Consider the following 24611-nt stretch of genomic DNA (forward strand, 5'->3'; position numbering starts at 1 on the left):
TAATAACGTGTTTATATATGCTTTGTTGCGTGCTTTCGCCCGAGGATTTTCGGAGTAGGAATTACGCCAAGTTAAATATACTGATTTTTGGTTTTGGTTGGTTGTTAGCAATGGATTATAACCGGTATTGGCATTAGTGGTTTTACAAGTGTTCTATAAGTTGAATATTATTTCCACAGGTGTCATTAAAAACGGCAACTTTTACGGTTTCCATTACAGTTGGTTTCATGCTGAATTCTACATCTAAATCCATTAATCGTTTATAATCTGCATCAACATTATCAGTATCAAATTGCGTGTAAGGATATCCTGCTTTTAACAATGCGTCTTGATAAACTTTACAGGGTTCGAAATGATTAGGTCCCGGTTCTAGTAATATTTCTGGTCCATCTTGCCACTCTGGTGACACTAGGGTTAACCATCTATTTCCACCTCCTAATGGTAAGTCTTTCTTCTTTAAAAAGCCCAACTTTTCTGTATAAAATTTTAAAGCTTTTTCTTGGTCTCGTACAGGAATGCTAATTAGTGTTACTTTCATAGTTGTTTATTATGTAGTTGTGAATAGTTAAGTTTTAGAGGGTATTCTCAATTTAGCAACAAGTATTCTACCAACCCAAATTCCAAGAATTAATAGTGCACCTGCTAACCCAGAAAACCAAATTGGTTCTTCAGAACTACCAGATTTTATCAGCCATACGGTTTCTAAAATTACCAAAATGCTTAGAATCATATTTGGAACCCCAGTTGCTTGTTTTACAATAAGAAATGCTACTGCTCCAGAGGCTACTGCTGCTAAAAATGAGCCTAATCCAATAGCTAAAAGCTCAAATTTGCTTGAATTACCCCATCCAATTCCAGAAAAAATTAGTTCTTGTACTAAAGTGGTGCCCAATACCAATAGCAATTCGCCTATTACTATAGCGATCATTATTCTTAATATGATTTCGAATTTTCTCATTTTCAATTTCCCTAAAAATCGGGAATCTTAATGGTTGTTATAATAAAGGCCAACGGTTTAGTGCCGCTCTATCTTCAACTTGGCTATCATCTGACTTCGTCGAATCTTCGATTTCGTTGAGGAGAAAAATCGGAGTTTTTTCGGAGTAAGAATCTGAAACCGTATTAATATACAAAGTTTTACTTAAACAGCCGCCAAAACCCACAATGACACAAGTGAAGCGAACTGGCGAAGCAAATATAGCTGGTGTTGGTATAAGTAAAGTTTTAACAATCTGTTATTTTTCTTATATCATAGAAATCATCAATTTCGTTGATGTTAAAATACCATTATCACAATTTATAAAGCATCATCTTAAACTGTAAACCGACTAAAAGAATGCATTAATCCAGGCATCTATCAAATTTAGAAATCCTTATTTATATTTAACAAGTCTATAACCCGATTGAATGGTTATGATTTCGTTATCCAATTTTAAAACTAATTTTATCAGTTCAAATTCGCCGAAAGTTTTCAAGTAAACCATATTAATTATATATAAAGTGTATATTTATATACCTGAAAAAAAAGCATGAAAAATTTATTTACTAGTCCGTTGTTACTTGTCTATATAATTTTTTTTAGTAGTATTTTATATGCTCAAGAAAGAACTGTAACAGGAACTGTTACAACTTTAGAAAATATTGCGATAGTTAAGGCTGAAGTTAAAGTGTTAAGCAGTAAAGTAACGGTATTGACCGATTCCGTTGGGAATTTTAAAGTAAGTTGTTTAGTCAACGATAAAATCAAAATTAGCGCCAAAGGTTTTTCTTCACAAAAAGTCAAAATCGATGAAAAAACAAAAGAAATAAAAATAAATCTGATATTTAAACCTGGCAAAAAAAGTATTGATGTAGCTATGGGATATGGACACATTAACGAGAAAGATAAATCCTATGCTATTACAAGTCTTAAAAATGATGACAAATACGGATTCTCAAAGTATTCGAATATTATAGACGCTATTGTTAATATTTCACCTTCAATAACCTATTCAGGTGGTGGGATAACAATTCGTGGCGAAGGTTCATTACACGGTTCAAACCATGCTTTAATACTTATAGATGGTATGGAATCAAATATGTCACAATTATCCGCGTTGCCACCTTCGGATGTTGAAAGTATAGATATCTTGAAAGGAGGATCTGCATCAATATATGGTGTAAGAGGTGCTAATGGTGTAGTTCTAATTACCACAAAAAAAGGGAGGGATAACTAATGAAGAATAGTAGTATTTGAATATGTCTTTGAGTATATTTAAATGGCTAAAGCATAAGATTTTCCCAGTACACACAAGCCAAAGCAATTAATTATACGCATTGTTATGCATTTCTTGCTATTCCTCTAATTGCGTAAACACCATAGGTAGAGTGATTTAGAATCTCTATATTAGCTTTAATTTAATGATCCTAACATGAATTCAACTCCAACGACTAGAATCCCTTTGGGTAAGAAATCACTGTTAGTATTGGCACTTGTATTAAGCCTTGTCTTTATAATAACTTTTGCAATGCCATACGTCCTGTGGGATCCTTCCAGTATGGAACGTTTTCTAGGTCGAGAGTTTTGGATATTTACTCATGTCAGTATAGGTATGATTGCATTATTGGTGGGGCCTGTGCAATTCTGGTTAGGCTGGAAAGGTAAATTCATTTCACATAAAAGATTAGGAAAGATTTACCTTATTGCCATCGGAATTTCAAGTATAGCTTCCTTTTATCTCGCTTTTACAACTGACATCTCTTGGGTTTTTGGTCTAGGATTAGGAGGTTTAGGAATCGCTTGGTTGCTGACCACCGGAATGGCTGTTTTAGCCATACGAAAGCAAAAAGTTCTATTACATCGAGAATGGATGACTCGAAGTTATATTGTGACCATGGGCTTTGTTTTTTTTCGTGTTTTTGTGGGCATAACTAGTGTTTTTGAGATAGGAACTCTTTTTGAACGTCTTGAAGCTGCTAGTTGGTTTTGTTGGGCATTCCCTTTGCTTTTCGCAGAAATTAGTATTCAGAGAAAAAAACTCTTGGCTTGAACAACGCTCTTTCGTCTAAGGGTGATTCAAAAAATGAAGTACAACGTATTTAGCCGCATTGAATCTTCGATTTGCTTGCGAGACACGAGCGGAGCGAACTGTGCGTAGCAAAATTCGTAAGAATTACGGCGTAGAAATCTGTAGCCGTATTCATATACAAAGTTTCACTTAAACGGCTACTAAAAACCGCAATGACACGAACGCAGCGAACTGGCGAAGCAATCTTAAGGTTCAGCGTAGCTATTTATACCCAGAGTTGGCATTAGTATTTATGATCTTTTTCAAAAACACTTTTGGGAATATGCATGGTTACTAGCATATGAGGAACATCAACAGTTTCAGCAATTTTTAAATCAGCAGATAAAGAACAAAGAGCGTAAGCTTCTAACTGAGTAAGTTGATATTCAGTCATCAAATAATCTATCATGTATAATGTGGCTTTCTTAGCTGCTTCATCTATAGTTGTTCCAAAACCTGTTGTTGCATAATAATCGTCAGTTTCATATTGAGGCTCTTTTATGGTTTTGTTTTTTACTAATTCAATTTCATAAATTACACGTAAAGGCACTTCTATAGCAGTACCACAAACTTCACCATGACCTTGTAGAGCATGCCCATCACCTATAGAAAATAAGCCGCCTTCAACAAAAACTGGAAAATATATCGTAGTGCCTTTAGTCATGTTTGGATCGTCCATATTTCCTCCATTGGCTCTTGGAGGAATGGTAGACAATAATTCTGAAGTTGCTGGTGCAACTCCCATAACTCCTGGGAATGGGTTTAATGTAAGTCTAATATTGTCTTTAAAATTGACATGAGTAACATCTTTTCCTAATTTATAAGTTCTTAAATATGATCCTTCAATAGAATCTGCAACGAAACTAAATCCAGGAACAATGGCATTCCAGCCCCAATCGCCAACCTCAATTTCATGTAAAGTGATTTTTAAAACATCTCCTGGCTGTGCATCTTCAACATAAACAGGTCCAGTAAGCGGATGTACAAGGTCTAGATTAAAATTTTTAAGATCTTCAACTGTAGAGTTTATATCCAATTGTTCATCAAATGCATCTTCCGTAAATGCTTCAATTATAGCGCCAGATTTCACTCTCAAGATAGGTTCAATAGTGCTGCTAAATTTATTGTGTGTTTGGTCTTTAGTTAGTGTATATTGAGGTTTGATCTCTTTTACAACTTTAATTTCAGAATCAACTTTAGTTTGTGTTTCGTTTTTACAGGAAAAAATTAATAATAAAACTATACCTAGTTGGAGACATTTATTGGTTTGCATATCGAAGAAATTTAAGAATGAATGAGTACTTAAAGTTAAGCAATTTAATCCTATTTTCATGGTTGAGCATATTAATGCCAAGGTGTTTAGCTGGGCTGACGTGTTTGTGTATGATTAGTGGCGTGTTTTATGCACCTAATTTAGCAAATATAAACCAAATAGACACGAACGAAGTGAACTGTGCGTAGCAAAAATCCGACCTGCCACGCTTTTGAGTGTGGGAGGGTTTTCGTAAGTAGGCTCTAATTAGCAATGACACAAGCGAAGCGAACTGGCGCCGGCAATTATACACGGTGTTAGCAGCGTATTCTTATTTTTAGGTTAGTAAATTTTGTAATTCAGGGTCATCTTTAGATAATGAGTGTAAATAATCGTATTTTTCTTTATCCAGCTTATTTGTGTCCACACCACTTCTTAAAAGCAATTTAATACATTTCAGCTGATTATATTTATTTCCCATATCGTTCGATTGTAAGGAATGAATTGCCCAGCCAATTGGGGTGCTTTTATGTTCAGTGTCGGGTTCGTCAATTTCTGCATTTGCTTTTATTAGCCTTTCCACTAATTTGTCTCGACCGCAAAAAGCTGCCCAATGTAAAGCTGAAGCACCGTCATTTTTATAAGTGTAATGAACGTCCGCACCATTATCAATATAGAAGATTCCCAATTGTTCTGCGTGAAGGCTGGCCGCCGCTAAAAGAGGGGTTCCTTCATTTTTCATTTTGTCACCATCAATGTTTGCTCCATTTTCCAAAAATACTTTGGCAAGATTAACAGCTTCATCATCTGTGATTTTACGGGCAAAAACCGCATCACATATCCTGTGTAATGGATGTGCTTTCGCTCGGCAGAATAAGTCGAAAGGGATTGTAATTCCTTTATTCGCAAGATTAGGATAGTCTGATAGTACCTTCTTTAGTCCAGAATAGTCTGTATTCTCAATCAGTTTTTTGACTTTTGGTTCGAATAAGTTCATTCATTAGGAATTCTAATTGGTCAATTTGATACGGTATTTTTTGAGATGCTGCTAACTTGTTTAGCCGCGCTGAAACTTCGATTTGGCTTTGATTCTGTTGCGAGACACGAGCGGAGCGAACTGTGCGTAGCAAAAATCCGACCAGCCACGCTTTTGGGCGTGGGAGGATTTTCGGAGTAGGAATCAAGCCAAGTTAAATATACAGTTTTTTGGTTTAGCATGTTGCAAGCAATGGATTATAGCCATTGTTGTAAACAGTTAATTCCAAACATAGTTCCCAATTAGACGGTTTCCATTTACACGTGTACCATCTGGTTTCCAGAAACCAAAACCATTTTCATAATTTATATTCCATATAATTTCGATGGTTTGGTTAATCGAGCGGATATAATAAGAATGAATATATGATCTGTTAGCCCATTCGATTTTATTTTCTTCTAATATAAGGTTCCAAATAATTTCGCAATTTGGACAGTAGCCTTCAGAATTCCATTGTCCAGTACCATTGTTGTAAAAATCAAAAGTACAGTAGAAGTTATTTTTCATAATTTCAGCTAGTTCTTCAATCTCTGATTGCGTGAAGGTATAACCATTTTCACCTTCAATTTCTAATATTTCTACTCTATCGAGAATCCAAGGGCTCTCTTGAACAATTATTTCAAAGTAATCAATTGTATCTTCTTCAGATTCGCCCGAATTACATGAAATAATTATTAAAAAAAGAAACAAATATTTTATTAATCTCATATGATTTTGTTTAATTGTTTACAACTGTTTTGTATAAGATTAGTTGCGTGGTTTAAGCACCTAATTTTGCAAATAAAAACCAAATAGAAAATCCGCGAGGATTTTCGTAAGTAAGCTTGCACTAGCAATTAATTTTATACGGTGTTGGGCAACGTTTTTATTAATTCCACTTTTTTACTTTTTTCAGCGTGTGTCATTGCGATTATAAATTCAGTCAATTTTATTGTGTCCATTTCTAATTGTCCGAGTTGAATATTTAATTCTTGTGCGCCAAGTTCCTCATTCAGTTTAGCAACACCTTTATAAAATTTATTTTTCTTTTTAGAAGGTCTAAAATTTTCAGGAACTAAAAGACAGATGAAATGTTGTCCGTAAATATTTATAGGGTATGCATCTTTTATTATTTCCCAATTTATAAATTCACTATGAGTTGTTCTGTCATAAATTCCAATTTCGCTTATAATAACTTGTGGTCTTTTGTCAAATAAATGAAAAAGTCCAACTGGAATTGCTAAACCAAAAAAGCAAGTTCCAATCCAACCCATAATTCGGTCAGTTTCACTACTTTCCACTCTCGTAATCATCCATATTCCGATTACAATAAAAGGAATAGATAAGAAGAAGAGTTTTAGTGCCTTTTTTTTCGATTTATATAGTTTGATTTCTGTCATTCTCTAATGTTGCCCAACTCGTTATATACAAACATACATTGCTATTTAATAGGCAATACCCTCCTAAATAAACAAATGTAATCGTGTTAAAAGTAAATGTACTTATTTTTTTTAAATCCTAAACCATTAAAGGCGTAGCGCACCATACGATAAGGTAATGGTTCAATTGCATTTTACATCATGTGATGTTTGATGCTTCAATAATCAATTATTAGTAGTAAATGTTATAAGGGAATATGGTGTGCTAATTTTAGATCAGACTCTACTTCATTTAAAATTAAATGTACCTCCCAGGTTATTGAACCTTCCATTTAATATTACAACCTATACTGGGTTTCTGATCTTCAGAGATAGCCTGGTTTGAAAGTAGTTGCGAAATGGCCTGTCTTAAATCTTTGCCGTCCACAGGGAGCCCATTGCCCGGTCTAGAATCATCCAGTTGCCCGCGATAAACGAGCTTTAAATGCTCATCAAATAAATAAAAATCGGGAGTACAGGCCGCATCATAAGCCTTGGCAACGTCCTGGGTCTGGTCAAACAGGTACGGGAAAATAAAATCCTGCGCCAAGGCATTCTGCTTCATAAACTCGGGGCCATCCTGCGGATAAGCCTCCACGTCGTTACTGCTAATGGCAATACAATTAATACCTTTTGACTTTACATCTTTGGCCAGTTGGCTGATTTCGGTGTTTACATGTTTCACAAATGGACAATGGTTACAAATAAACATAATTACGGTGCCTTTCAGACCTTTAAGTTCATCTAACGAAAGCATTTGGTCGCTAACGGTATCCAATAACTTAAAATCGGGTGCTTTGGTGCCAAGGGCTAACATATTTGAAGGAGTTCGTGCCATAGATTTGTCTATTGAGTTTTATAGTGTATTTTTATCCTATGGATAATATAATAACATTTGAAGACTTTACCAAAGTCGATTTAAGGGTCGGTACCATTATCGAGGTTAACGACTTTCCCGAAGCACGCCAACCAGCTTACCAACTTACCATAGACTTTGGGGCTTTGGGTGTGAAAAAATCATCGGCACAAATAACCACATTATATACCATGGAGCAACTTATAAACCGACAAATTGTAGCCGTGGTCAACTTTCCTAAAAAACAAATTGCCAAGTTTATGAGCGAATGCTTAGTGCTGGGCGCAGTAGATGGAAAGGACGTCATCCTACTCAACCCCGAACAGCAAGTGAAAAATGGGAGTACAGTAGTTTAGGCCTATGGAAACATTAGATGCAGCAACCATTAATTTTGACACCAACGGATTATGGATATTAAATATCGCATTAGCCGTAGTGATGTTTGGAGTGGCTTTGGGCATTAGCCCCAACGACTTTAAAGCCTTGACCAAACAGCCCAAGTTAGTTTGGGTGGGTCTGCTATCACAGTTTATCGCCTTGCCTTTGCTGACCTTTTTGCTGGTGCTTTGGGTGCAGCCACAACCTAGCATCGCCTTGGGCATGATGATGGTAGCGGCCTGTCCAGGAGGTAACATCTCTAATTTTATGACCCACTTGGCGCAAGGGAATACAGCGCTTTCGGTGAGTTTGACGGCTATGGGCACCTTTTTGGCCATAATATTTACCCCGCTCAATTTTCAATTCTACGGAAATTTATACCCACCCACGGCACAGTTGTTACAAGCGGTGGCCTTAAATCCTATGGATTTGGTAAAACTGGTCCTGCTTATTCTTGGGATTCCGTTGCTCTTGGGCATGCTCTTTAGACATTATCGCGAAGCTTTAGCAGTACGCTTATCCAAAGCTTTAAAACCTATTTCAATCATTGTATTTGTGGCCATTGTAGTGTTGGCCTTTTCAAATAATCTAGAGGTCTTCAATACCTATATCCATTATGTTTTTGGGTTGGGGATGCTTCATAATATACTGGCTTTAGGCCTGGGGTGGTGGATTGCCAAAGGCTTTGGCTTCTCACTTAAAGACCGAAAAACCATAGCCATTGAAACGGGTATTCAAAATTCGGGTTTAGGTTTACTGCTCATTTTTAGCTTTTTTAATGGTTTGGGCGGAATGGCCATTTTAGCAGCCTTTTGGGGTATATGGCATATCGTTTCGGGATTGGGTCTATCCTTATATTGGTCCTATAAAACTTCAAAAATTTACGTATGAAACTCCTTTGGCTACATATCGTAAGGGCCTATCTCAACCTTGGTTTATTTTTCTACTATAAGAAGGTGAAATTGGTTTATAAAGAACGGCTCCCAAAGCATGGCCCGGTACTCTTTGTGGGCAATCACCAAAATGCCTTAATGGATGCCTTATTGATTGCTACCAAAAGCGGTCGATTTTGTTACTTTCTAACCCGAGCAAACGTGTTTAAGAAGCCTTTAGCCGCCGCTTTTTTAAAAAGTCTGCGTATGTTACCGGTATACCGCCTACGCGATGGCTGGAATGAGCTCTCCAAAAATGAAGATATTTTTGATCACTGCGCCAAGTTACTCAAACAAGAACATGCTATTGCCTTATTCCCTGAAGCAACACATAATCTGCAACGCCGTGTTCGCCCCTTGAGTAAGGGGTTTACGCGTATCATTTTTGAAGTCTTTAACCAAAGCCCCGATTTGCAATTGCAATTAGTTCCTATTGGATTTAATTTTCTTAAAGCAGAGGACTTTGGAGACGCCGTTACCGTGTATATTGGTAATACCATACCATTGACGGCTGGTGATTGTGAAGACCAACATGGCAGTGTAATACGTTTAAAAGAACAGGTGTCTAAACAATTCCGACAACTTACCACGCATATTCCTTTAGAAAATTATGACCGCACAACTGAACGTTTAGAAGCTTTGCAAGTCGACTTCCTTAACCCTGAAGCTGTAAATCGTTGTATACAAAGTGACTTTAAAAACTGTGAAAAGGCGAAGCACAAGTCACCCTATGGTTTAAAAGTATTGTGCAAGTTCTTGTTACTCATAAGTGTTTGTTTACCATATATCATCTGGAAACAAGGCATTCAACCCAAAATAGTGGAGATTGAATTCATGGCAACCTTTCGTTTTGTGGTTGTAATAACACTAGTGCCCATATGGCTGCTTTTAGTGACTGTAGTGTTGTTATGTACAGTTGGCAGTATATGGGCACTAGGTTATATTTTAATAACTTTGCTTCTCGCCGTGTTGGCGGTGAAGCTATAGTTGATCTCTAAAGAAAATGGCATTCATCAACAATTTGTTGGTGCCATACCAAAAAGCTCTAAAGTTGGTGTTATCGGTAAATCCAACCACTTTTCCACGTTTTAAACGTCCAACCTTAAACGGTACTGTACTTGCCAGACTGTCTAAATTAGGCTTTGAAATATAACCACTTAACAATGGGTTTTTTGTATACTGAATAGGGTTGTTATAGCTTTGTTTGTCGGCAGGAATAAAAATAGTAGTATCTCTAAACAGTGCCAAGGTATTGTTTTTATACCCAAAGTTAATAGGGTGGGAGCGGTCTAATTTGGCTTCAAAAATGGCGCCTCCTATCACTTGCGCACCAAAATAGTCACCGCGCTCTTCAAAACTCACGTTTTTAGCTATGCGTTCAGATTTCTTGAAATCGATTTTCATAAACTCATTACTGCTTAACCAGTTGAGGGCGCCACAATAACCAATTAAGGTACCGCCATCTTCAACCCATGCTTTAAGGTTTTTGGCATTGGCTTCAGATGTAGAACCACTCACCATAATAATGGTGTTATAGCGGCTCAAGTCGGCGCGCGATAAACGATCAGTATCTAATTTGGTAACCACAATGTCATAGCGTTGGTCAAATAAATGCCAGATTTCACCAGCATCATAGCTAGAGATACCATCACCCACCAACAAGCCTATTTTCGCAGGTTCTAAAGTTTTAAATTCGGTACTTCCTAAATCAATGCCCTGTGTTAATCCAGTGCCAACACCGTTAATTTGTATATGGTTGTCTTGGGCGACCGCACTTAAAAACTTGTAAAGTTCTTCAGGGGTTTTACTTTGATTGTGCACCGGAATCAATATGGTTCCGTAGTCATAGCGTTTACCATCAATACTAAACTGTTTTAAGGCTACTTTAGCTCTAATGTCGCTATTCAGGATGTGGTTCAAAGCTCTAGGCGTATAATATTCGTGCCATTCCATTAAATAGGCATAATTGCTATTTGTGGAAACGGCTCCGTTTTTCATTTTAAGGTCTTTTACCTGTTCTCCAGCATTTGAAGTAGAAACACCCTCAGCATAATCTAAATTAAAGGCTAAAGGAAAGGTCCAGGCCGAGATATCATAGAATAGGCTGTCCTCAAAAGTGGTACGCTTTTCAAACATCGCATTGATAAGGCGCGTGTTCTTTTGGTTTTTAGGAACCACATAACTATAGCCTTTTTTAAACGACTTACCATTTAGGGTAACATCGTTTTTAAGCTCATGGAAGGTGATCTTGTGACGGTTGAGGATTTCGGCTAAATGGTAGGTTTTAGCAGCATCCTTTTCATCTCCAAATACAATAGCTTTGCCGTTTTCTTTTGAACCCTCGTTACGAGCATTCTTAAAGAAGTCGTGTTGGTATTGTAACAGCTCTTGACGCATGTTAATGGCCGCTTCTAGAGTAGATAAGGCTGTAGTTAACTGATTGCGAATCGTAAACGGAAAGGTTAAAATACCATTGTCGCTTTCCTGAATATGCCCGCGTGAACTGGCCTGTTCAAACAAAATACCAATGCTTCCATTAATATCGGGGAAGGTAGAACCTTTACCGTAATAGAAATCGTCATAATCTTCTTCAGTATAATATAAGGATCCGATTTTATCCAAGGCTTTGGCATGGAAATTTCCAATTTGCTTGGTAAGCTCCTGATTGAGTTTAGGTGTTAAGGGGTGCGTTCTAGATTGGATTCCCGGCTGAAAGAAAAAGGTAGAATTTGTACCCATTTCATGGTGGTCGGTCAAAATATTAGGTAACCATTTATGAAAGGTCACTAAACGCGCTCTAGACTCGGGCATTTGCACAGGTAACCAATCCCTGTTAAGATCAAAATGGTAGTGGTTAGTTCTGCCTCTTGGCCAAACCTCATTATACTCACGATCATTAGGGTCTGGGTTGAGGTTTTTACTTTTATTGGTATTCGCCCAATAGGCAAAACGCTGTAAGCCATCTGGGTTGAAACTTGGGTCAAAAAGAATCACGGCGTTATCTAAAAGTGTTTTAACCTCGTTGCTTTGTGATGCTGCTAAATGATAAGCCGCTAAAAGGGAGGCATTTGAACCACTGGGCTCATTACCGTGAATAGAAAACCCTTGATACACCACTATCGGCATGTTTGAGGTGTCAACCGAATTGCTTTCTGTTGAAGCAATATGGGCTTGACGTATGGCTTCTAAATTTTGATGGTTTTGAGGTGAGGTTATGGTCAATAATAATATGGGTCGTCCCTCAAATGAAGTGCCTCGACTTTCAATCGTAATACGATCAGACGATTCGGCTAAAGCATACATGTACTGAACCAGCTTGTCGTGTGTAATGTGCCACTCTCCAACCTCATGACCTATCACCGATTTTGGTGTAGGTATATTTTGATTGTAGCTACTGTGTTGTGGAAGATAATACGACAAATCTGTTTGTGAAAACACTGTCGTTGTTGCCATAAACATAATGGCCAAGGAGTAAATTAGTCTCATAAAATAAAGTTTGATATAAATATAAAAAAAACCGTTACGGTTTTAGTAACGGCTTTTAATTTTAACGGAAGTTTATTATATGTCTTCAAATTTAATGTCGGTAAAACTCTCTGTGGAGGTTTCTTCAACATCAAGGTTCTCATCAGAAGCATCTGCATATTGGTCCTCCTTTTTGAAGTCTTTTTGGTGACGCTCACTAATCACTTCATCACCTTTTTCATTAATAATGTAATCGGTCATTTCATTTAAAATCTCATTAAATTCAGAAAAATCTTCTTTGTATAAATAGATTTTGTGCTTTTTGTAGTGAAACGATCCATCGTCGTTTGTGAATTTTTTACTCTCTGTGATTGTAAGGTAATAATCACCAGCTTTTGTAGATCTTACATCAAAAAAATAAGTTCTTCGTCCTGCTCTTAATACTTTTGAGAATATTTCCTCTTTTTCCATCATGCCTTTATCACTCATAGATTTTTGTTTAAAATTTCGGTTAACGTCTCAAAAATCTAAAAAAAAAGAATAGTAACCAACAATTTGTCTTATTTCTTTTAGTTTCTTATAACTTAAAGAAGCACAAGCCAAACAACCACAAGGCTTACAACGATTTAGTCGTTGATTAATCGGTCCTCGTTAGATTCGGTAAGTTGATTGTTGTAGAGTTCTTTATAATACCCCTCAACATTTAATAACATATCGGGTGAACCCGATTGGATAATTTTACCATTATCGAGCACAATAATGTGGTCGGCATTTTTGGCTGATGAGGCACGATGACTCACAATTATGGTCGTTTTACCCTGTGAAATCTGATTGAGGTTTTTAAGGATTTTCTCTTCGGTTTCGGTATCTACAGCCGATAAACAATCATCAAATAATAAAATTTTTGGCGATTTTATAATGGCTCTCGCTATAGAGATACGCTGCTTTTGACCTCCAGACAAGGTAATACCACGTTCGCCTAATTTGGTGTCGTAAGCTTTTGCAAAGGACATGATGTTTTTATGGACATCGGCATTTTTAGCAGCTGTTATAACTTCGGCTTCACTGGCATCTTCCTTTCCAAACATGATATTGTTTTTAATAGAGTCTGAAAAGAGAAACGCATCTTGCGGTACATAACCAATACTATTGCGTAAGTCATCAAGGTTGACCTGGTCTATAGGAGTGCCGTCAATAGTAATTTCACCGGATTCAATATCATATAATCGTCCAATAAGGTCTAATATAGTAGACTTCCCAGACCCGGTTTTCCCTAAAATGGCTAGTGTTTGACCTTTGTTTATGGTAAAACTGACATCGTTTAAAGCTTGAATATTGGTATCGGGATAAGTAAAATTAACATGATTAAAACTAATACTGCCTTCAATGGTTGAAGGTGTTTCTACTTTATTTTGAATTTGAGGTTCTTCTTCTAAAAATTCATTGATACGCAATTGGGAAGCTTCAGCCTGTTGTACCAATGACGTCACCCAGCCAACAGCCGCTACAGGCCATGTGAGCATATTCACATAAATTAAAAACTCGGCAATGGTACCGATATCCTTAATTTCACCATTCATGTACTGCATCCCGCCTACGTAGATAACAAGTATATTACTGATGCCAATAAGCATAATCATAGATGGAAAAAACATCGCCTGAACTTTGGCTAGGTCAATTTGCTTTCTCTTGCTTTCATCAGATAAGTCATAAAAATCTTGGTAGTTTTGAGCTTCTATACCATAAGATTTAATCACCGAAATACCACTGAAGGATTCTTGGGTATAGGCCGAAAGTTGCGAAAGGTATTGTTGAACAATGGTACTTCGTTGGTTGATGATTTTACTTAATTTATAAACAATTATCGATAAGATGGGTAAAGGCGCTACCACATAAAGCGTTAATTTAGGAGCCACACTCACCATGTAAATCAAAGCCACAACAAATAGGGTGACCATATTTAAACTGTACATGATGGCAGGACCAATATACATCCGTACCCTGCTCACATCTTCACTAATACGATTCATGAGGTCTCCCGTGCGATTAGATTTGTAAAAGCTTAAAGAGAGCCGCTGGTACTGCTGATAGACTTCATTTTTTAAGTCGTATTCAACATATCGAGACACATTAATAATGGTTTGACGCATTAAAAAGGTGAAGATGCCTGAAATCACAGCCGCAATGACCAAATACAGAATATTAAGGCCTAGTTCAGCCTTAAAAACCTCCATAGTAATTTCATCATTTAACATTTTTGAAATGACGGTTACCGATTCGCCAATTAAGCGTGGTGTGAAAAGTGCAAATACTTTTGCCAAAATGGTGATGAAAACACCTAAAAGTAAACTGTATTTATATTTTATAAAATATTTATTGAGATGCTGTAATGCTTTCATTTAAAAATTTTAACCTTAAATTTATAGTGTGCTTATTTAACAACAATAGTTTGTGAAAACTCAAGTAATGCTTTATTTTTGCACGCTGTTTTCTAATACTTTGCAAAACAGTACTAATTATAACCTATGACGTTTGATGTTTTAAATCCTGACGATCTTTTAAAAGTTGATCCTGTTTTTGGACAACTTTCATTTGATAATCACGAACAGGTTGTATTTTGCAACGACAAAGATACTGGTTTAAAAGCAATAATTGGAATCCATAATACAGTTTTGGGACCAGCACTTGGTGGTGTTCGCATGTGGGCCTATAACAGTGAATGGGAAGCGCTTAATGACACCTTGCGTTTATCCCGTGGAATGACCTTAAAGTCAGCAATTACAGGCTTGAATTTAGGTGGCGGACAAGCCGTAATTATAGGTGATGCCAAAGTTCATAAAACGCCAGACTTAACACGTAAATTCGGTGAGTTTGTGCATTCATTAAGCGGACGCTATATCACTGCCGAAGATGTAGGTATGGAACCTGCCGATATGGATCTGGTAAGAGAGGTTACACCCTACGTAACGGGCATGTCTGAAAGCAAAGGAGGCACCGGAAACCCAACGCCTATTGCCGCTTTTGGTGTGTTTATGGGTATGAAAGCCGCAGCTCAATTTCAATATGGCAGTGATGTTTTAGAAGATCGACACGTATTTGTGCAAGGTGTTGGCAATGTTGGTGAAGCCCTAGTTGAAAATCTAATCAATGAAGGTGCTAAAGTTACCATTACCGATATCAATAAGGAACGATTAGCCTATGTGGCCGCAAAATATAATGTGACCGCTTATGAAGGCCAAAACTTTTTTAGGGAAGACATGGATATTTATGCCCCATGTGCTTTAGGAGCAACTATTAATGATCAGACCATATATAACCTAAAGGCTAAAATAATAGCAGGTGCTGCGAATAACCAATTAGCCATTGAAGGGAAGCATGGAGCCATTCTAAAAGAGCGCGGAATTGTGTATGCCCCAGATTTTTTAATCAATGCAGGTGGTTTAATTAATGTTTATGCCGAACTAGAAAACTATAGCAGACAAGAAATTATTCGACAAACCGAAAATATCTTTAACACCACATTAGAGATATTAGAACGTGCTCAAGCCAAAAACCTAGCCACCAATCAGGCAGCTGTAGAGGTGGCCTATGAACGTATTCTTGCCCGAAAAAAAGAAGTTCAAGAGAAGTAAATACAGATTATAAACAGTTTCAAATAAGAAAATAATAGTATTTTTGCAGAGCGAAAAAGTAATAAGCTTTCGCTTTTTAAATTTTAAATAAGTTCTTTACACATGCTAAACAGACGACACATCCGCATTAAAGTCATGCAAACCTTATATGCCTTAAATGGTGGCGAAAACGATGATATTAAAAAGAATGAAAAGTTTCTTTTGTACAGTCTCGACAGCATGTATGATCTCTACCTGATTATTCTTTCCTTATTAATTGAAGTTCAAAAAAGAGCTGAAGATCAATTAGAAAAAACCCAAAAAAAACTATTAGCTACTAAAGAGGACAAAAATCCCAATTACAAATTTGTCAATAACGAAGTACTGGCCCTTTTAAAGAATAATCCCTTATTAAAACAGGAGTTAGAACGCCGAAAGTTAGACTATTGGTACTTGGATTTTGAGTATGTTGATATCATTTACAAGGCCATTGTAGAAAGTTCAACCTATAAGGACTACATGTCAACCAGAACCTCAAATTTTCATGAAGACAAGAATTTTATGATCGATATTTTTTCTGAAGTCATAGCACCCAACGAAAAATTATATGATTATTTTGAAGACAAGAAGCTCACCTGGATTGACGATCTGCCTATTGTAAATACAAGTATTTTAAAGCTCCTTAAGAAAGTAAAACCTAAGGTACAACCCTCCTTTTTTACACCAAATTTATATAAGGATTTAGACGATAAGGATTTTGCTGTTCAGCTTTTAACAAAAACTGCGCTTAACTGTGCAAGTTTTAATGAGGAAATTTCAAATAACACAACCAATTGGGATTCAGATCGTATCGCAGATTTAGATGCGGTGCTGCTTCAAATGGCCTTATGTGAATTTCAAAAATTTGCCTCTATTCCCATTAAAGTGACTATAAATGAGTATTTAGAAATAGCAAAAGAATACTCAACACCCAAAAGTAGCATTTTCATTAATGGTGTTTTAGATAAGATTGTTAAAGAGTATATGGCTCAAGGAAAGCACCAAAAAACAGGTCGAGGATTGTTGTAATAAGGTTAAAAAGTTTTGAATAGACGAAATTATTAGTACATTTATCCACTGAAAATACGAACATTTTATAACAAATAATTAAAATTATAGCAATGAAAAAAGTGATTTTAGGTTTAAGCGCACTGTGTTTAGTAGCGTTTACGTCGTGTAAAGATGACGCTAAGAGTAAGATAAATTCTGAAAATGTAGCTGCGGCTGCAGAGCGTGATGCCAATGCAGGAAACTTACCTGTAATTACATTTGAAGAAACAGAACATGATTTTGGAACTATCGTAGATGGTACGCCAGTTGAAACCGTATTTAAATATACAAATACAGGTAATGCGCCATTAGTAGTGAGTGATATAAAAAGTACCTGTGGTTGTACAGTACCACAAGATTGGAACCGTAATCCTTTAGCACCAGGTGAGTCTGCGCAGTTTACAGTTAAGTTTAACGGTAAAGGAGCAAATCAAGTTACTAAAACGGTAACTTTAACCACCAATACCCAAACTGGTACTGAAACCGTAAAAGTAAAGGCCTTTATTCAAGCAGATCCTAATGCACCTGCAACAACGACTACTAACAATGGTACGTCAATTATGCAACAGCCAACTGGAAAAACAAGTACTCAACCAGGCCACGAAGGTCATAACCACAACTAGTATCGATGGGAGAAGGAATAGGTAATTTTTTACCACTTATTGCGATTATTGCCGTTTTTTATTTCTTAATGATTGCACCGCAAATGAAGCGTGCAAAACAAGAGAAAAAATTCGCGAACGAACTTAAAAAAGGCGATAAAGTAATTACAAAAAGCGGGATGCATGGAAAAGTTGTAGATCTAAATGACAAAGACGGAAGTTGTGTTATCGAGACTATGGCTGGAAAAATAAAGTTTGAACGTTCGGCCATCTCAATGGAAATGAGCAAAAAGCTAAATGCATCATCTTAAGTAAGTAGTAAAGAATAAGAGGTATAAAAAGCGCCACATTAATGTGGCGCTTTTTTATTTAGCAGTTTTTGTACTTGTCGTGCAGTCCTACGCCTTTAATAATCATAGGAGTGATCTTTTCAAGCCGTGAATCTTTGGTGGCGTCGCGCTTTGCAGATTCTATATAGTCACAATATTCTCGTTGTTTTCCAGGAGTTAAAAGTTTGAAGGCGTCAAATAATACAGGGTTTCCGTCTAGTTTATCCTTTAGGGCTTTAGTAACCTCTACTTTTTTTGATTTTCGTTCGGGTTTGATTTCCTTACCCAGCTTTTGGTTTTCAATGGCTTCTTTCACATAGGCCAAAACGGCATCCTTATCGATGTCTTCTAAAGAGGTGAAGCGCATTTGTCGAAGCGCTTTTGTTTTTTCTTGTGCATTGACGAGTAGCTGTTTCTCATCCTTTAAAAACACCCCGTTAAAAAACCAAATGCCAAAATGATGCTTAAAAGCACCTAATCCAATGACATTTTTCCCATCAAGCTCATAAACGGGGGCACTCCATTTTAAGGTTTCTTTCAATTCTGTTGAATTTATAATAGCTCTTAATACATTTAGCGCATCCCCAAAATGTGAATGGTTTTTAATATACGCTTCTACCGAACTTACTTTTTTCATACTCTAAATTTTAAATTAATTAAGCCATGTACCTGCATAGCTTAAGGGATCACCACTATGTTGTTCTAAATAATCGTATTTCAGTTTTATGATTTGCTTAATGTGCAAATAATCATGTGCAAGCCAATTATTTAATAAATAATGTGCCGATAACCGACCTAGTTTAGGATGCTCAAAACTATTATTCCAATTGACATCTTTTAACGATCTGAGCCAAATTAGAGAGCGTTCACGTTCTTCTATAAATTTTGCTAGCATTTCACTATAGTCTTGTTCCATATACTTATGGTCTGCAGCCCATGCAATAGGGTCTATAGAGGGAGGCAATTCATCAGGCTTACTCAAGGCCCAATGTATTCTAAACCTAAAGTCATCACGTTCTTCATCATATAAATGACAAAGAATTTCTAACAAACACCAATCTTCAGATTGTTTTTTCCATAAATAAATCGCTTCAGGTTGTGTCCTCAAAAGTGCATTAAACACACCCTTATTCGTTTGAAGTTGTTCAATTACGGTATTCATATATAATATGATTTTGTTGCAGTTAATTCAGCTATTTTACAAATGACTTGTGTGGCTTTCAAAATGCTTTCAACAGGGACATATTCATATCGGCCATGAAAATTGTGACCACCAGCAAATATATTTGGGCAAGGCAAACCCATATACGAGAGTTGAGACCCGTCTGTTCCACCTCGTATAGGTTTAATGATGGGCTTAATATGTAACAGCTTCATGGCTTCTTCAGCAATGTCAATAATATGCATTACAGGTTCAATTTTTCCCCGCATATTGTAGTACTGATCTTTGATATCTATACGAATAACTTCCCGCTCATATTCTGAATTAATATCATCAGCCAATTTTACCATGGCGTCCTTTCGAGCTTCGAAATGTTTTTTGTCATGATCTCTAATGATGTACTTCAGAACAGTTTCATCTACCTTGCCATCGATTTGACTTAAGTGAAAAAAGCCCTGATAATCCTCGGTGTGTTCTGGAGTTTCAAATCGTGGTAAAGCATTGATAAATTCGGTAGCAATATACATGGAGTTGACCATTTTTCCTTTAGCATAACCCGGATGGACAATTTTGCCTTGTACGCTTACTGTGGCACTCGCGGCATTAAAATTTTCAAACTCCAATTCACCCACTTGGCTGCCATCCATAGTATAAGCCCAATCTGCACCAAATTTTTCAACATCAAATTTATGTGCACCGCGACCTATTTCTTCATCGGGTGTAAAACCAACTTTAATAGTTCCGTGCTTGATTTCGGGATGTTGGATTAAATATTCCATAGCAGAAACAATCTCACAAATACCAGCTTTATCGTCTGCGCCCAATAGTGTTGTTCCATCAGTGGTGATAAGGGTTTGTCCTTTATAAAGCAGAAGGTCTTCAAAATAATCAGGCGATAGAATAATATCTAATTCCTTATTTAAAACGATGTCCTTTCCATTGTAGTTCTCAACAAGTTGAGGTTTAACATTAGCCCCAGTGAAATCTGGAGAGGTATCAAAATGTGAAATAAAACCAATCACCGGAACATCGTGATCAACGTTGCTGGGTAAAGTTGCCATGATATAGGCGTTTTCATCAATGGAAACGTCATGCATGCCAATAGATTTAAGTTCATCAGCAAGCGCATTGGCTAAATCCCATTGCTTTGATGTACTGGGCGTAGTATCTGAATTAGGGTCAGATTCTGTATCTACAGTGACATAACTTATAAATCGATTTATGATACGTTGTTTATCTAACATGGTGATGGCGTTTATGTGGAAATTCTACTCAAAAGTACTATTATTTTCCTTTTTTTTCATAACATAATTTAGGTATTCTAAAATTTCAAAATAAGGTGATTTCAGAAGCTTTTATTTTTCGTAATATTCTAAAAATTAGCAGTATAGAACAGCCTTATTAAACCGGTCTAAAACCTGCCCAAATAATATTTGGTATATTTATAAGAACTTTAAAACTAATATTATGATAAAAAAGTACTTATTTTTTGTGCTGATAAGCTTTAGCTTTTCAGTAATCGTTAATGCCCAAATCTCTGGAGTTGTTTTAGATGATACCTCCCAACCTTTGCCAGGAGTCTCCGTAATAATTAAGGGAACTACAACAGGAGCCTCAACTGATTTTGATGGAAAATATACCATTAATGCACAAATTGGAGATGTTTTAGTGTTTTCATATGTGGGTTATGATTCACAAGAAATTAAAGTGAGTTCAAATGTGTTAAATGTGACCATGAAGTCTGGAGTAGCTCTCGATGAAATAGTATTATTAGGATCAAGAGCACCAGGGCGTACCGCAATTGAAAGCTCTGTGCCTATTGATGTCATCGATGTTCAACAATTAGTATCGGCGGGACCTCAAACTAACTTAAATCAAATTTTAAATTATGTGGCGCCTTCGTTCACCTCTAATACGCAAACCATTTCAGATGGTACAGACCATATAGATCCTGCTTCGTTGCGTGGTTTAGGTCCAGATCAAGTTCTTGTTTTAATAAATGGTAAACGTCGGCATAATTCCTCTCTCGTAAATGTAAATGGAACCTTTGGTAGAGGTAGTGTTGGTACCGATTTAAATGCCATACCAGCAGCATCCATAAAACGAATTGAAGTTTTAAGAGATGGTGCTGCGGCACAATATGGTAGTGATGCCATTGCTGGTGTGATTAACATTGTACTTAATGATAATGTCAATGAACTCAAAGTGAAAATGACAAGCGGAGCTAATTTTTCTAAAAATGCCAATGAGCAAACAGGAGGTGTTGATGGAGAATCGATAAACTTGAGCGCAAATTACGGACTATCTTTAGGCGATAAAGGAGGCTTTATAAATTTTACTGGGGATTTCGACTTTAGAGAAGATTACAGTAGAATGAAAGAGTGGGAAGGCTCTATTTTTAATCTGTATAATACCGTTGAACGTTTTGCAAATAACGATGGCTATAATTTGTCTAACTTACTAGATGACGATGTAGACGATGTTAATTTTTATGCTGGCGAAGCTGGAATCATCCCAACAGGAAGTAACTTTACTAAATCTGAACTACGAGATATTCTATCGCCAGACAATACGGCTAACGAATTACAGGCTAGAGGCTTGCAGCGCAGAGATTTTAATATGCGTGTTGGACAGTCAGAATTAAGAGGCGGAAGATTTTTTGCGAATTTAAGTATACCATTAGATGATAACGGTACCGAACTGTATTCATTTGCAGGGATTAGTTCTAGAACTGGTAATTCGGCTGGATTTTATAGATTGCCAAACCAAAGTAGAACCTATACACCAGCGTACATTAACGGGTTTTTACCTGAAATCAATTCTAAAATTAATGACAAATCGATTTCTGTAGGAATAAAAGGGAAAATAGCCGAATGGGATGTGGATTTTAGTAATACTTACGGAAAAAACCAATTTTTATATACCATTGGTAATACCTTTAATGCGTCACTTCAAAATGCATCACCAACCACATTTGATGCTGGTGGCTTTAGCTTTGCCCAGAACACCACTAATTTAGATATCAGTCAATTCTATGATGATATTTTAAATGGTTTGAATATTGCATTTGGTGCGGAATACAGATTAGAAACCTATGATATTGTTGCCGGTGAAGAACCATCTTACGGACAATATACAGGTGCAGGAGAACTTATTACCTTGTCAACGCAGAGCCCAGCTAGAGACTTTTTTGGAGCTGCTAGACCAGGAGGATCTCAAGTATTTCCTGGATTTAGCCCAGCAAATGAACTTTCTAGAGGGCGTAGTAGTGTGGCCGGTTATTTTGATATTGAAGCCGATTTCACCGAAACTTTCATGATGAGTTTTGCAACCAGATTTGAAGATTATTCAGATTTTGGATCGACAATTAATTTTAAGTTGGCTACCTTATTAAAAGCGGCAACTAATTTTAATATTAGAGCGGCAGTTAATACAGGGTTTAGAGCACCTTCATTGCACCAGTTAAATTTTAATTCTACGTCGACCATTTTTAATAATCTAGGCCAACCGGTTGAAGTTGGTACATTTGCTAATGATAGTAGAGCTGCTAAACTTTTAGGTATTCCACAACTTAAGGAAGAAACTTCTAAAAGTGTAAGTTTGGGTTTCACAGCTAAAATACCTGATGCAAATATCAGCTTAACAGTGGATGGTTATTTTGTAGCTATTGACGATAGAGTAGTGTATACAGGTCAATTTTCAGGACCAGGTACTGGCACAGAGCTCGATAATTTATTAGCGCAGGCCAATGCAACTGCAGCTTCGTTTTTTGCAAATGCCATTGATACCGAGTCTAAAGGTTTAGATATTGTGGTTACTCACAAAACGAATCTAAATGACAATATGCGATTGAAATCTGATTTATCAGCAACCTTTTCTAAAACAAAGAAAGTGGGCGACATTAATGCCTCGCGAGTTTTAGAAGATGCAGGATTAGTAGGAACTTATTTTCCTGAAGATAGTAGGGTGTATTTAGAAGAAGCCGTTCCAAGGACTAAAGTAAATCTTTCAAATACCTTATCTACTCAAAAATTGAATATCTTTTTGAGGAATGTGTATTTTGGTCCAGTGACCGAGGCTACTACCACAGTGGCTAATCAGCAGGAATTTAGCTCTAAAATAGTAACCGATTTGTCGGTAGGTTATGACGTATCCGAAAGCCTGACTTTAACAGTGGGTGCAAATAACCTATTAGATGTTTATCCAGACAGAGCAGATGCAGCATTTAACAATAGAAGTAGTGGTCGTTTTGACTGGTCAAGAAGGGCACAACAATTTGGGATTGGTGGACGCTTTTTGTTCGCTAGAGTTAGCTTTACCTTAAAATAGAAAATTAACAACACTTATAAAAAAGGCTACCGGTATAGGTGGCCTTTTTTATTTATGTTTATTTTTGCCGGAAAGTACACTATAGCATGTATAAATTTTTTGTCCGACCTATTTTATTTCAATTTGATCCTGAATCGATACACCATTTTACATTTGCGTTGGTAAGGTTCATCCATAAAATTCCAGGCCTAGCATTTTTATTAAGAAAAGCGTATAAAGTTTCTCATCCATCTTTGGAAAAGGAGTTATTCGGCATCACATTTAAAAATCCAGTGGGATTGGCAGCAGGCTTTGATAAAGATGCAAAACTGTTTAATGAATTGAACAACTTTGGATTTGGGTTTATAGAAATAGGAACCTTAACTCCAAAACCTCAAGAAGGAAATCCCAAGAAGCGTTTATTTCGATTAAAAGCAGATCAGGCCATTATTAACCGAATGGGATTTAACAATGGTGGTGTAACTTCAGCTGTTGAACGATTAAAGCATAATAAAGGTGTTTTAGTAGGCGGTAATATTGGAAAAAACAAAGTCACCCCTAATGAGGAGGCCATTGAAGATTATAAACAATGTTTTCATGCGCTTTGTAGTTATGTAGATTATTTTGTGGTCAATGTGAGTTCTCCAAATACACCAAATTTAAGGGAACTACAGGATAAGGAGCCACTCACAAAATTATTACAGGTTTTAAAAGACGAAAATGCTTTATTAACAAACCCTAAACCTATTCTTTTAAAAATAGCGCCAGATTTAAGCAATGATCAATTGTTAGATATTATCACGATTGTTAAAGACACGAAAATCGATGGCGTGATAGCAACTAATACCACGATTTCACGTGAAGGATTAACTTCAGAACATAAAACAGAGATGGGAGGCTTGAGTGGAAAACCATTGTCTAGCCGTTCTACCGAAGTCATTAGGTTTTTAGCCGAAAAGAGCAACAAGGCATTTCCAATTATTGGGGTAGGAGGAATTCACTCGGTTCACGATGCACTTGAAAAATTAGACGCTGGAGCCGACCTTATACAGCTTTATACCGGATTTATTTATGAGGGGCCAATTCTAGTAAAACGCATTAATAAGGCTTTAGTAAATCGTTATCTCGCATCTAAAAAGGGCTAAAA

The 24611-nt window shown here is 36.7% G+C and carries 24 protein-coding genes; 11 read left to right on the top strand and 13 right to left on the bottom strand.

Annotated features, from left to right (window positions below; all coding sequences use genetic code 11):
- Positions 1-142: 142 nt before the first annotated feature.
- Together ACFO5O_RS01695 and ACFO5O_RS01700 are read right to left on the bottom strand one after the other, a co-directional pair.
- Positions 143-538: a VOC family protein gene (locus ACFO5O_RS01695; RefSeq protein ID WP_387960318.1), complete on the bottom strand. Its 396-nt coding sequence runs from the start codon at positions 536-538 to the stop codon at positions 143-145.
- Positions 539-565: 27 nt separating this feature from the next.
- Complete coding sequence (locus tag ACFO5O_RS01700; RefSeq protein WP_387960320.1) at positions 566-928, bottom strand: hypothetical protein; 363 nt, start codon at positions 926-928, stop codon at positions 566-568.
- Positions 929-1529: 601 nt separating this feature from the next.
- Between ACFO5O_RS01700 and ACFO5O_RS01705 the strand changes: the two genes are divergently transcribed.
- Entirely contained in the window at positions 1530-2216 is a 687-nt protein-coding gene (locus ACFO5O_RS01705; protein WP_387960322.1) for a TonB-dependent receptor plug domain-containing protein, read from the top strand.
- Positions 2217-2507: 291 nt separating this feature from the next.
- On the top strand, positions 2508-3029 hold the full coding sequence (locus ACFO5O_RS01710; RefSeq protein ID WP_387960324.1) for a DUF2306 domain-containing protein: 522 nt from the start codon (positions 2508-2510) through the stop codon (positions 3027-3029).
- Positions 3030-3291: 262 nt separating this feature from the next.
- Here ACFO5O_RS01710 and ACFO5O_RS01715 read toward each other — a convergent pair whose 3' ends face one another.
- The 5 genes from ACFO5O_RS01715 to ACFO5O_RS01735 all read right to left on the bottom strand — a co-directional run bounded on the left by ACFO5O_RS01715 (position 3292) and on the right by ACFO5O_RS01735 (position 7570).
- Positions 3292-4320, bottom strand: a complete 1029-nt coding sequence (locus tag ACFO5O_RS01715) for an acetamidase/formamidase family protein (protein WP_387960326.1) — start codon at positions 4318-4320, stop codon at positions 3292-3294.
- A 316-nt stretch (positions 4321-4636) separates the two neighbouring features.
- Complete coding sequence (locus tag ACFO5O_RS01720) at positions 4637-5296, bottom strand: ankyrin repeat domain-containing protein (RefSeq protein WP_387960328.1); 660 nt, start codon at positions 5294-5296, stop codon at positions 4637-4639.
- 258 nt (positions 5297-5554) lie between these two features.
- Complete coding sequence (locus ACFO5O_RS01725) at positions 5555-6043, bottom strand: hypothetical protein (RefSeq protein WP_387960330.1); 489 nt, start codon at positions 6041-6043, stop codon at positions 5555-5557.
- A gap of 134 nt (positions 6044-6177) precedes the next feature.
- Positions 6178-6714 (bottom strand): STM3941 family protein, encoded by a 537-nt coding sequence (locus ACFO5O_RS01730; RefSeq protein WP_387960332.1) that lies wholly within the window; start codon positions 6712-6714, stop codon positions 6178-6180.
- Between the two features lie 295 nt (positions 6715-7009).
- The gene (locus ACFO5O_RS01735; protein WP_387960334.1) at positions 7010-7570 is read right to left on the bottom strand and encodes a thioredoxin family protein; all 561 of its coding nucleotides are present in this window, start codon (positions 7568-7570) and stop codon (positions 7010-7012) included.
- A gap of 38 nt (positions 7571-7608) precedes the next feature.
- Between ACFO5O_RS01735 and ACFO5O_RS01740 the strand changes: the two genes are divergently transcribed.
- The 3 genes from ACFO5O_RS01740 to ACFO5O_RS01750 are packed head-to-tail and all read left to right on the top strand — an operon-like array spanning position 7609 to position 9885.
- Entirely contained in the window at positions 7609-7944 is a 336-nt protein-coding gene (locus tag ACFO5O_RS01740) for a tRNA-binding protein (protein ID WP_387960336.1), read from the top strand.
- Positions 7945-7948: 4 nt separating this feature from the next.
- Positions 7949-8857: a bile acid:sodium symporter family protein gene (locus ACFO5O_RS01745; RefSeq protein WP_387960338.1), complete on the top strand. Its 909-nt coding sequence runs from the start codon at positions 7949-7951 to the stop codon at positions 8855-8857.
- The gene (locus ACFO5O_RS01750; protein ID WP_387960340.1) at positions 8854-9885 is read left to right on the top strand and encodes a 1-acyl-sn-glycerol-3-phosphate acyltransferase; all 1032 of its coding nucleotides are present in this window, start codon (positions 8854-8856) and stop codon (positions 9883-9885) included. Before ACFO5O_RS01745 ends, ACFO5O_RS01750 begins: the two co-directional genes overlap by 4 nt.
- Here the strand turns inward: ACFO5O_RS01750 and ACFO5O_RS01755 are convergent.
- From ACFO5O_RS01755 to ACFO5O_RS01765, 3 genes are all read right to left on the bottom strand, one after another.
- On the bottom strand, positions 9880-12384 hold the full coding sequence (locus tag ACFO5O_RS01755) for a M14 family metallopeptidase (protein ID WP_387960342.1): 2505 nt from the start codon (positions 12382-12384) through the stop codon (positions 9880-9882). The genes ACFO5O_RS01750 and ACFO5O_RS01755 overlap by 6 nt on opposite strands.
- A 75-nt stretch (positions 12385-12459) precedes the next feature.
- Positions 12460-12852, bottom strand: a complete 393-nt coding sequence (locus tag ACFO5O_RS01760; protein ID WP_387960344.1) for a PUR family DNA/RNA-binding protein — start codon at positions 12850-12852, stop codon at positions 12460-12462.
- A 137-nt stretch (positions 12853-12989) separates the two neighbouring features.
- A complete protein-coding gene (locus ACFO5O_RS01765; RefSeq protein WP_387960346.1) occupies positions 12990-14762 on the bottom strand; it encodes an ABC transporter ATP-binding protein in 1773 nt (590 codons plus the stop codon).
- A 126-nt stretch (positions 14763-14888) separates the two neighbouring features.
- Between ACFO5O_RS01765 and ACFO5O_RS01770 the strand changes: the two genes are divergently transcribed.
- The 4 genes from ACFO5O_RS01770 (at position 14889) to yajC (ending at position 17976) form a co-directional block, all read left to right on the top strand.
- Entirely contained in the window at positions 14889-15995 is a 1107-nt protein-coding gene (locus ACFO5O_RS01770; protein ID WP_387960348.1) for a Glu/Leu/Phe/Val family dehydrogenase, read from the top strand.
- A 102-nt stretch (positions 15996-16097) separates the two neighbouring features.
- Positions 16098-17042, top strand: a complete 945-nt coding sequence (nusB, locus tag ACFO5O_RS01775) for a transcription antitermination factor NusB (RefSeq protein WP_387960350.1) — start codon at positions 16098-16100, stop codon at positions 17040-17042.
- Between the two features lie 92 nt (positions 17043-17134).
- Positions 17135-17686: a DUF1573 domain-containing protein gene (locus ACFO5O_RS01780; protein WP_387960352.1), complete on the top strand. Its 552-nt coding sequence runs from the start codon at positions 17135-17137 to the stop codon at positions 17684-17686.
- A 5-nt stretch (positions 17687-17691) separates the two neighbouring features.
- Positions 17692-17976 (top strand): preprotein translocase subunit YajC, encoded by a 285-nt coding sequence (gene yajC / locus ACFO5O_RS01785; protein WP_387960354.1) that lies wholly within the window; start codon positions 17692-17694, stop codon positions 17974-17976.
- A 58-nt stretch (positions 17977-18034) separates the two neighbouring features.
- Here yajC and ACFO5O_RS01790 read toward each other — a convergent pair whose 3' ends face one another.
- Genes ACFO5O_RS01790 through pepT form a run of 3 tightly spaced genes read right to left on the bottom strand, consistent with a single transcriptional unit; the run spans position 18035 to position 20400 of the window.
- Positions 18035-18631, bottom strand: coding sequence for a YdeI/OmpD-associated family protein (locus ACFO5O_RS01790; RefSeq protein ID WP_387960356.1), 597 nt, complete (start codon positions 18629-18631; stop codon positions 18035-18037).
- Positions 18632-18646: 15 nt separating this feature from the next.
- Positions 18647-19156, bottom strand: coding sequence for a DinB family protein (locus ACFO5O_RS01795; RefSeq protein WP_387960358.1), 510 nt, complete (start codon positions 19154-19156; stop codon positions 18647-18649).
- Positions 19153-20400 (bottom strand): peptidase T, encoded by a 1248-nt coding sequence (gene pepT, locus ACFO5O_RS01800; protein WP_387960360.1) that lies wholly within the window; start codon positions 20398-20400, stop codon positions 19153-19155. The genes ACFO5O_RS01795 and pepT overlap by 4 nt, the downstream gene beginning before the upstream one ends.
- A gap of 223 nt (positions 20401-20623) precedes the next feature.
- On the opposite strand from pepT, the gene ACFO5O_RS01805 reads away from it, so the two are divergent.
- On the top strand, positions 20624-23485 hold the full coding sequence (locus ACFO5O_RS01805) for a TonB-dependent receptor (RefSeq protein WP_387960362.1): 2862 nt from the start codon (positions 20624-20626) through the stop codon (positions 23483-23485).
- Between the two features lie 86 nt (positions 23486-23571).
- A complete protein-coding gene (locus ACFO5O_RS01810; protein WP_387960364.1) occupies positions 23572-24609 on the top strand; it encodes a quinone-dependent dihydroorotate dehydrogenase in 1038 nt (345 codons plus the stop codon).
- The last annotated feature ends 2 nt before the right edge of the window (positions 24610-24611 follow it).

This window comes from Geojedonia litorea (assembly GCF_042654525.1).
In the GTDB taxonomy this organism is placed as follows: Bacteria; Bacteroidota; Bacteroidia; order Flavobacteriales; family Flavobacteriaceae; genus Geojedonia; species Geojedonia litorea.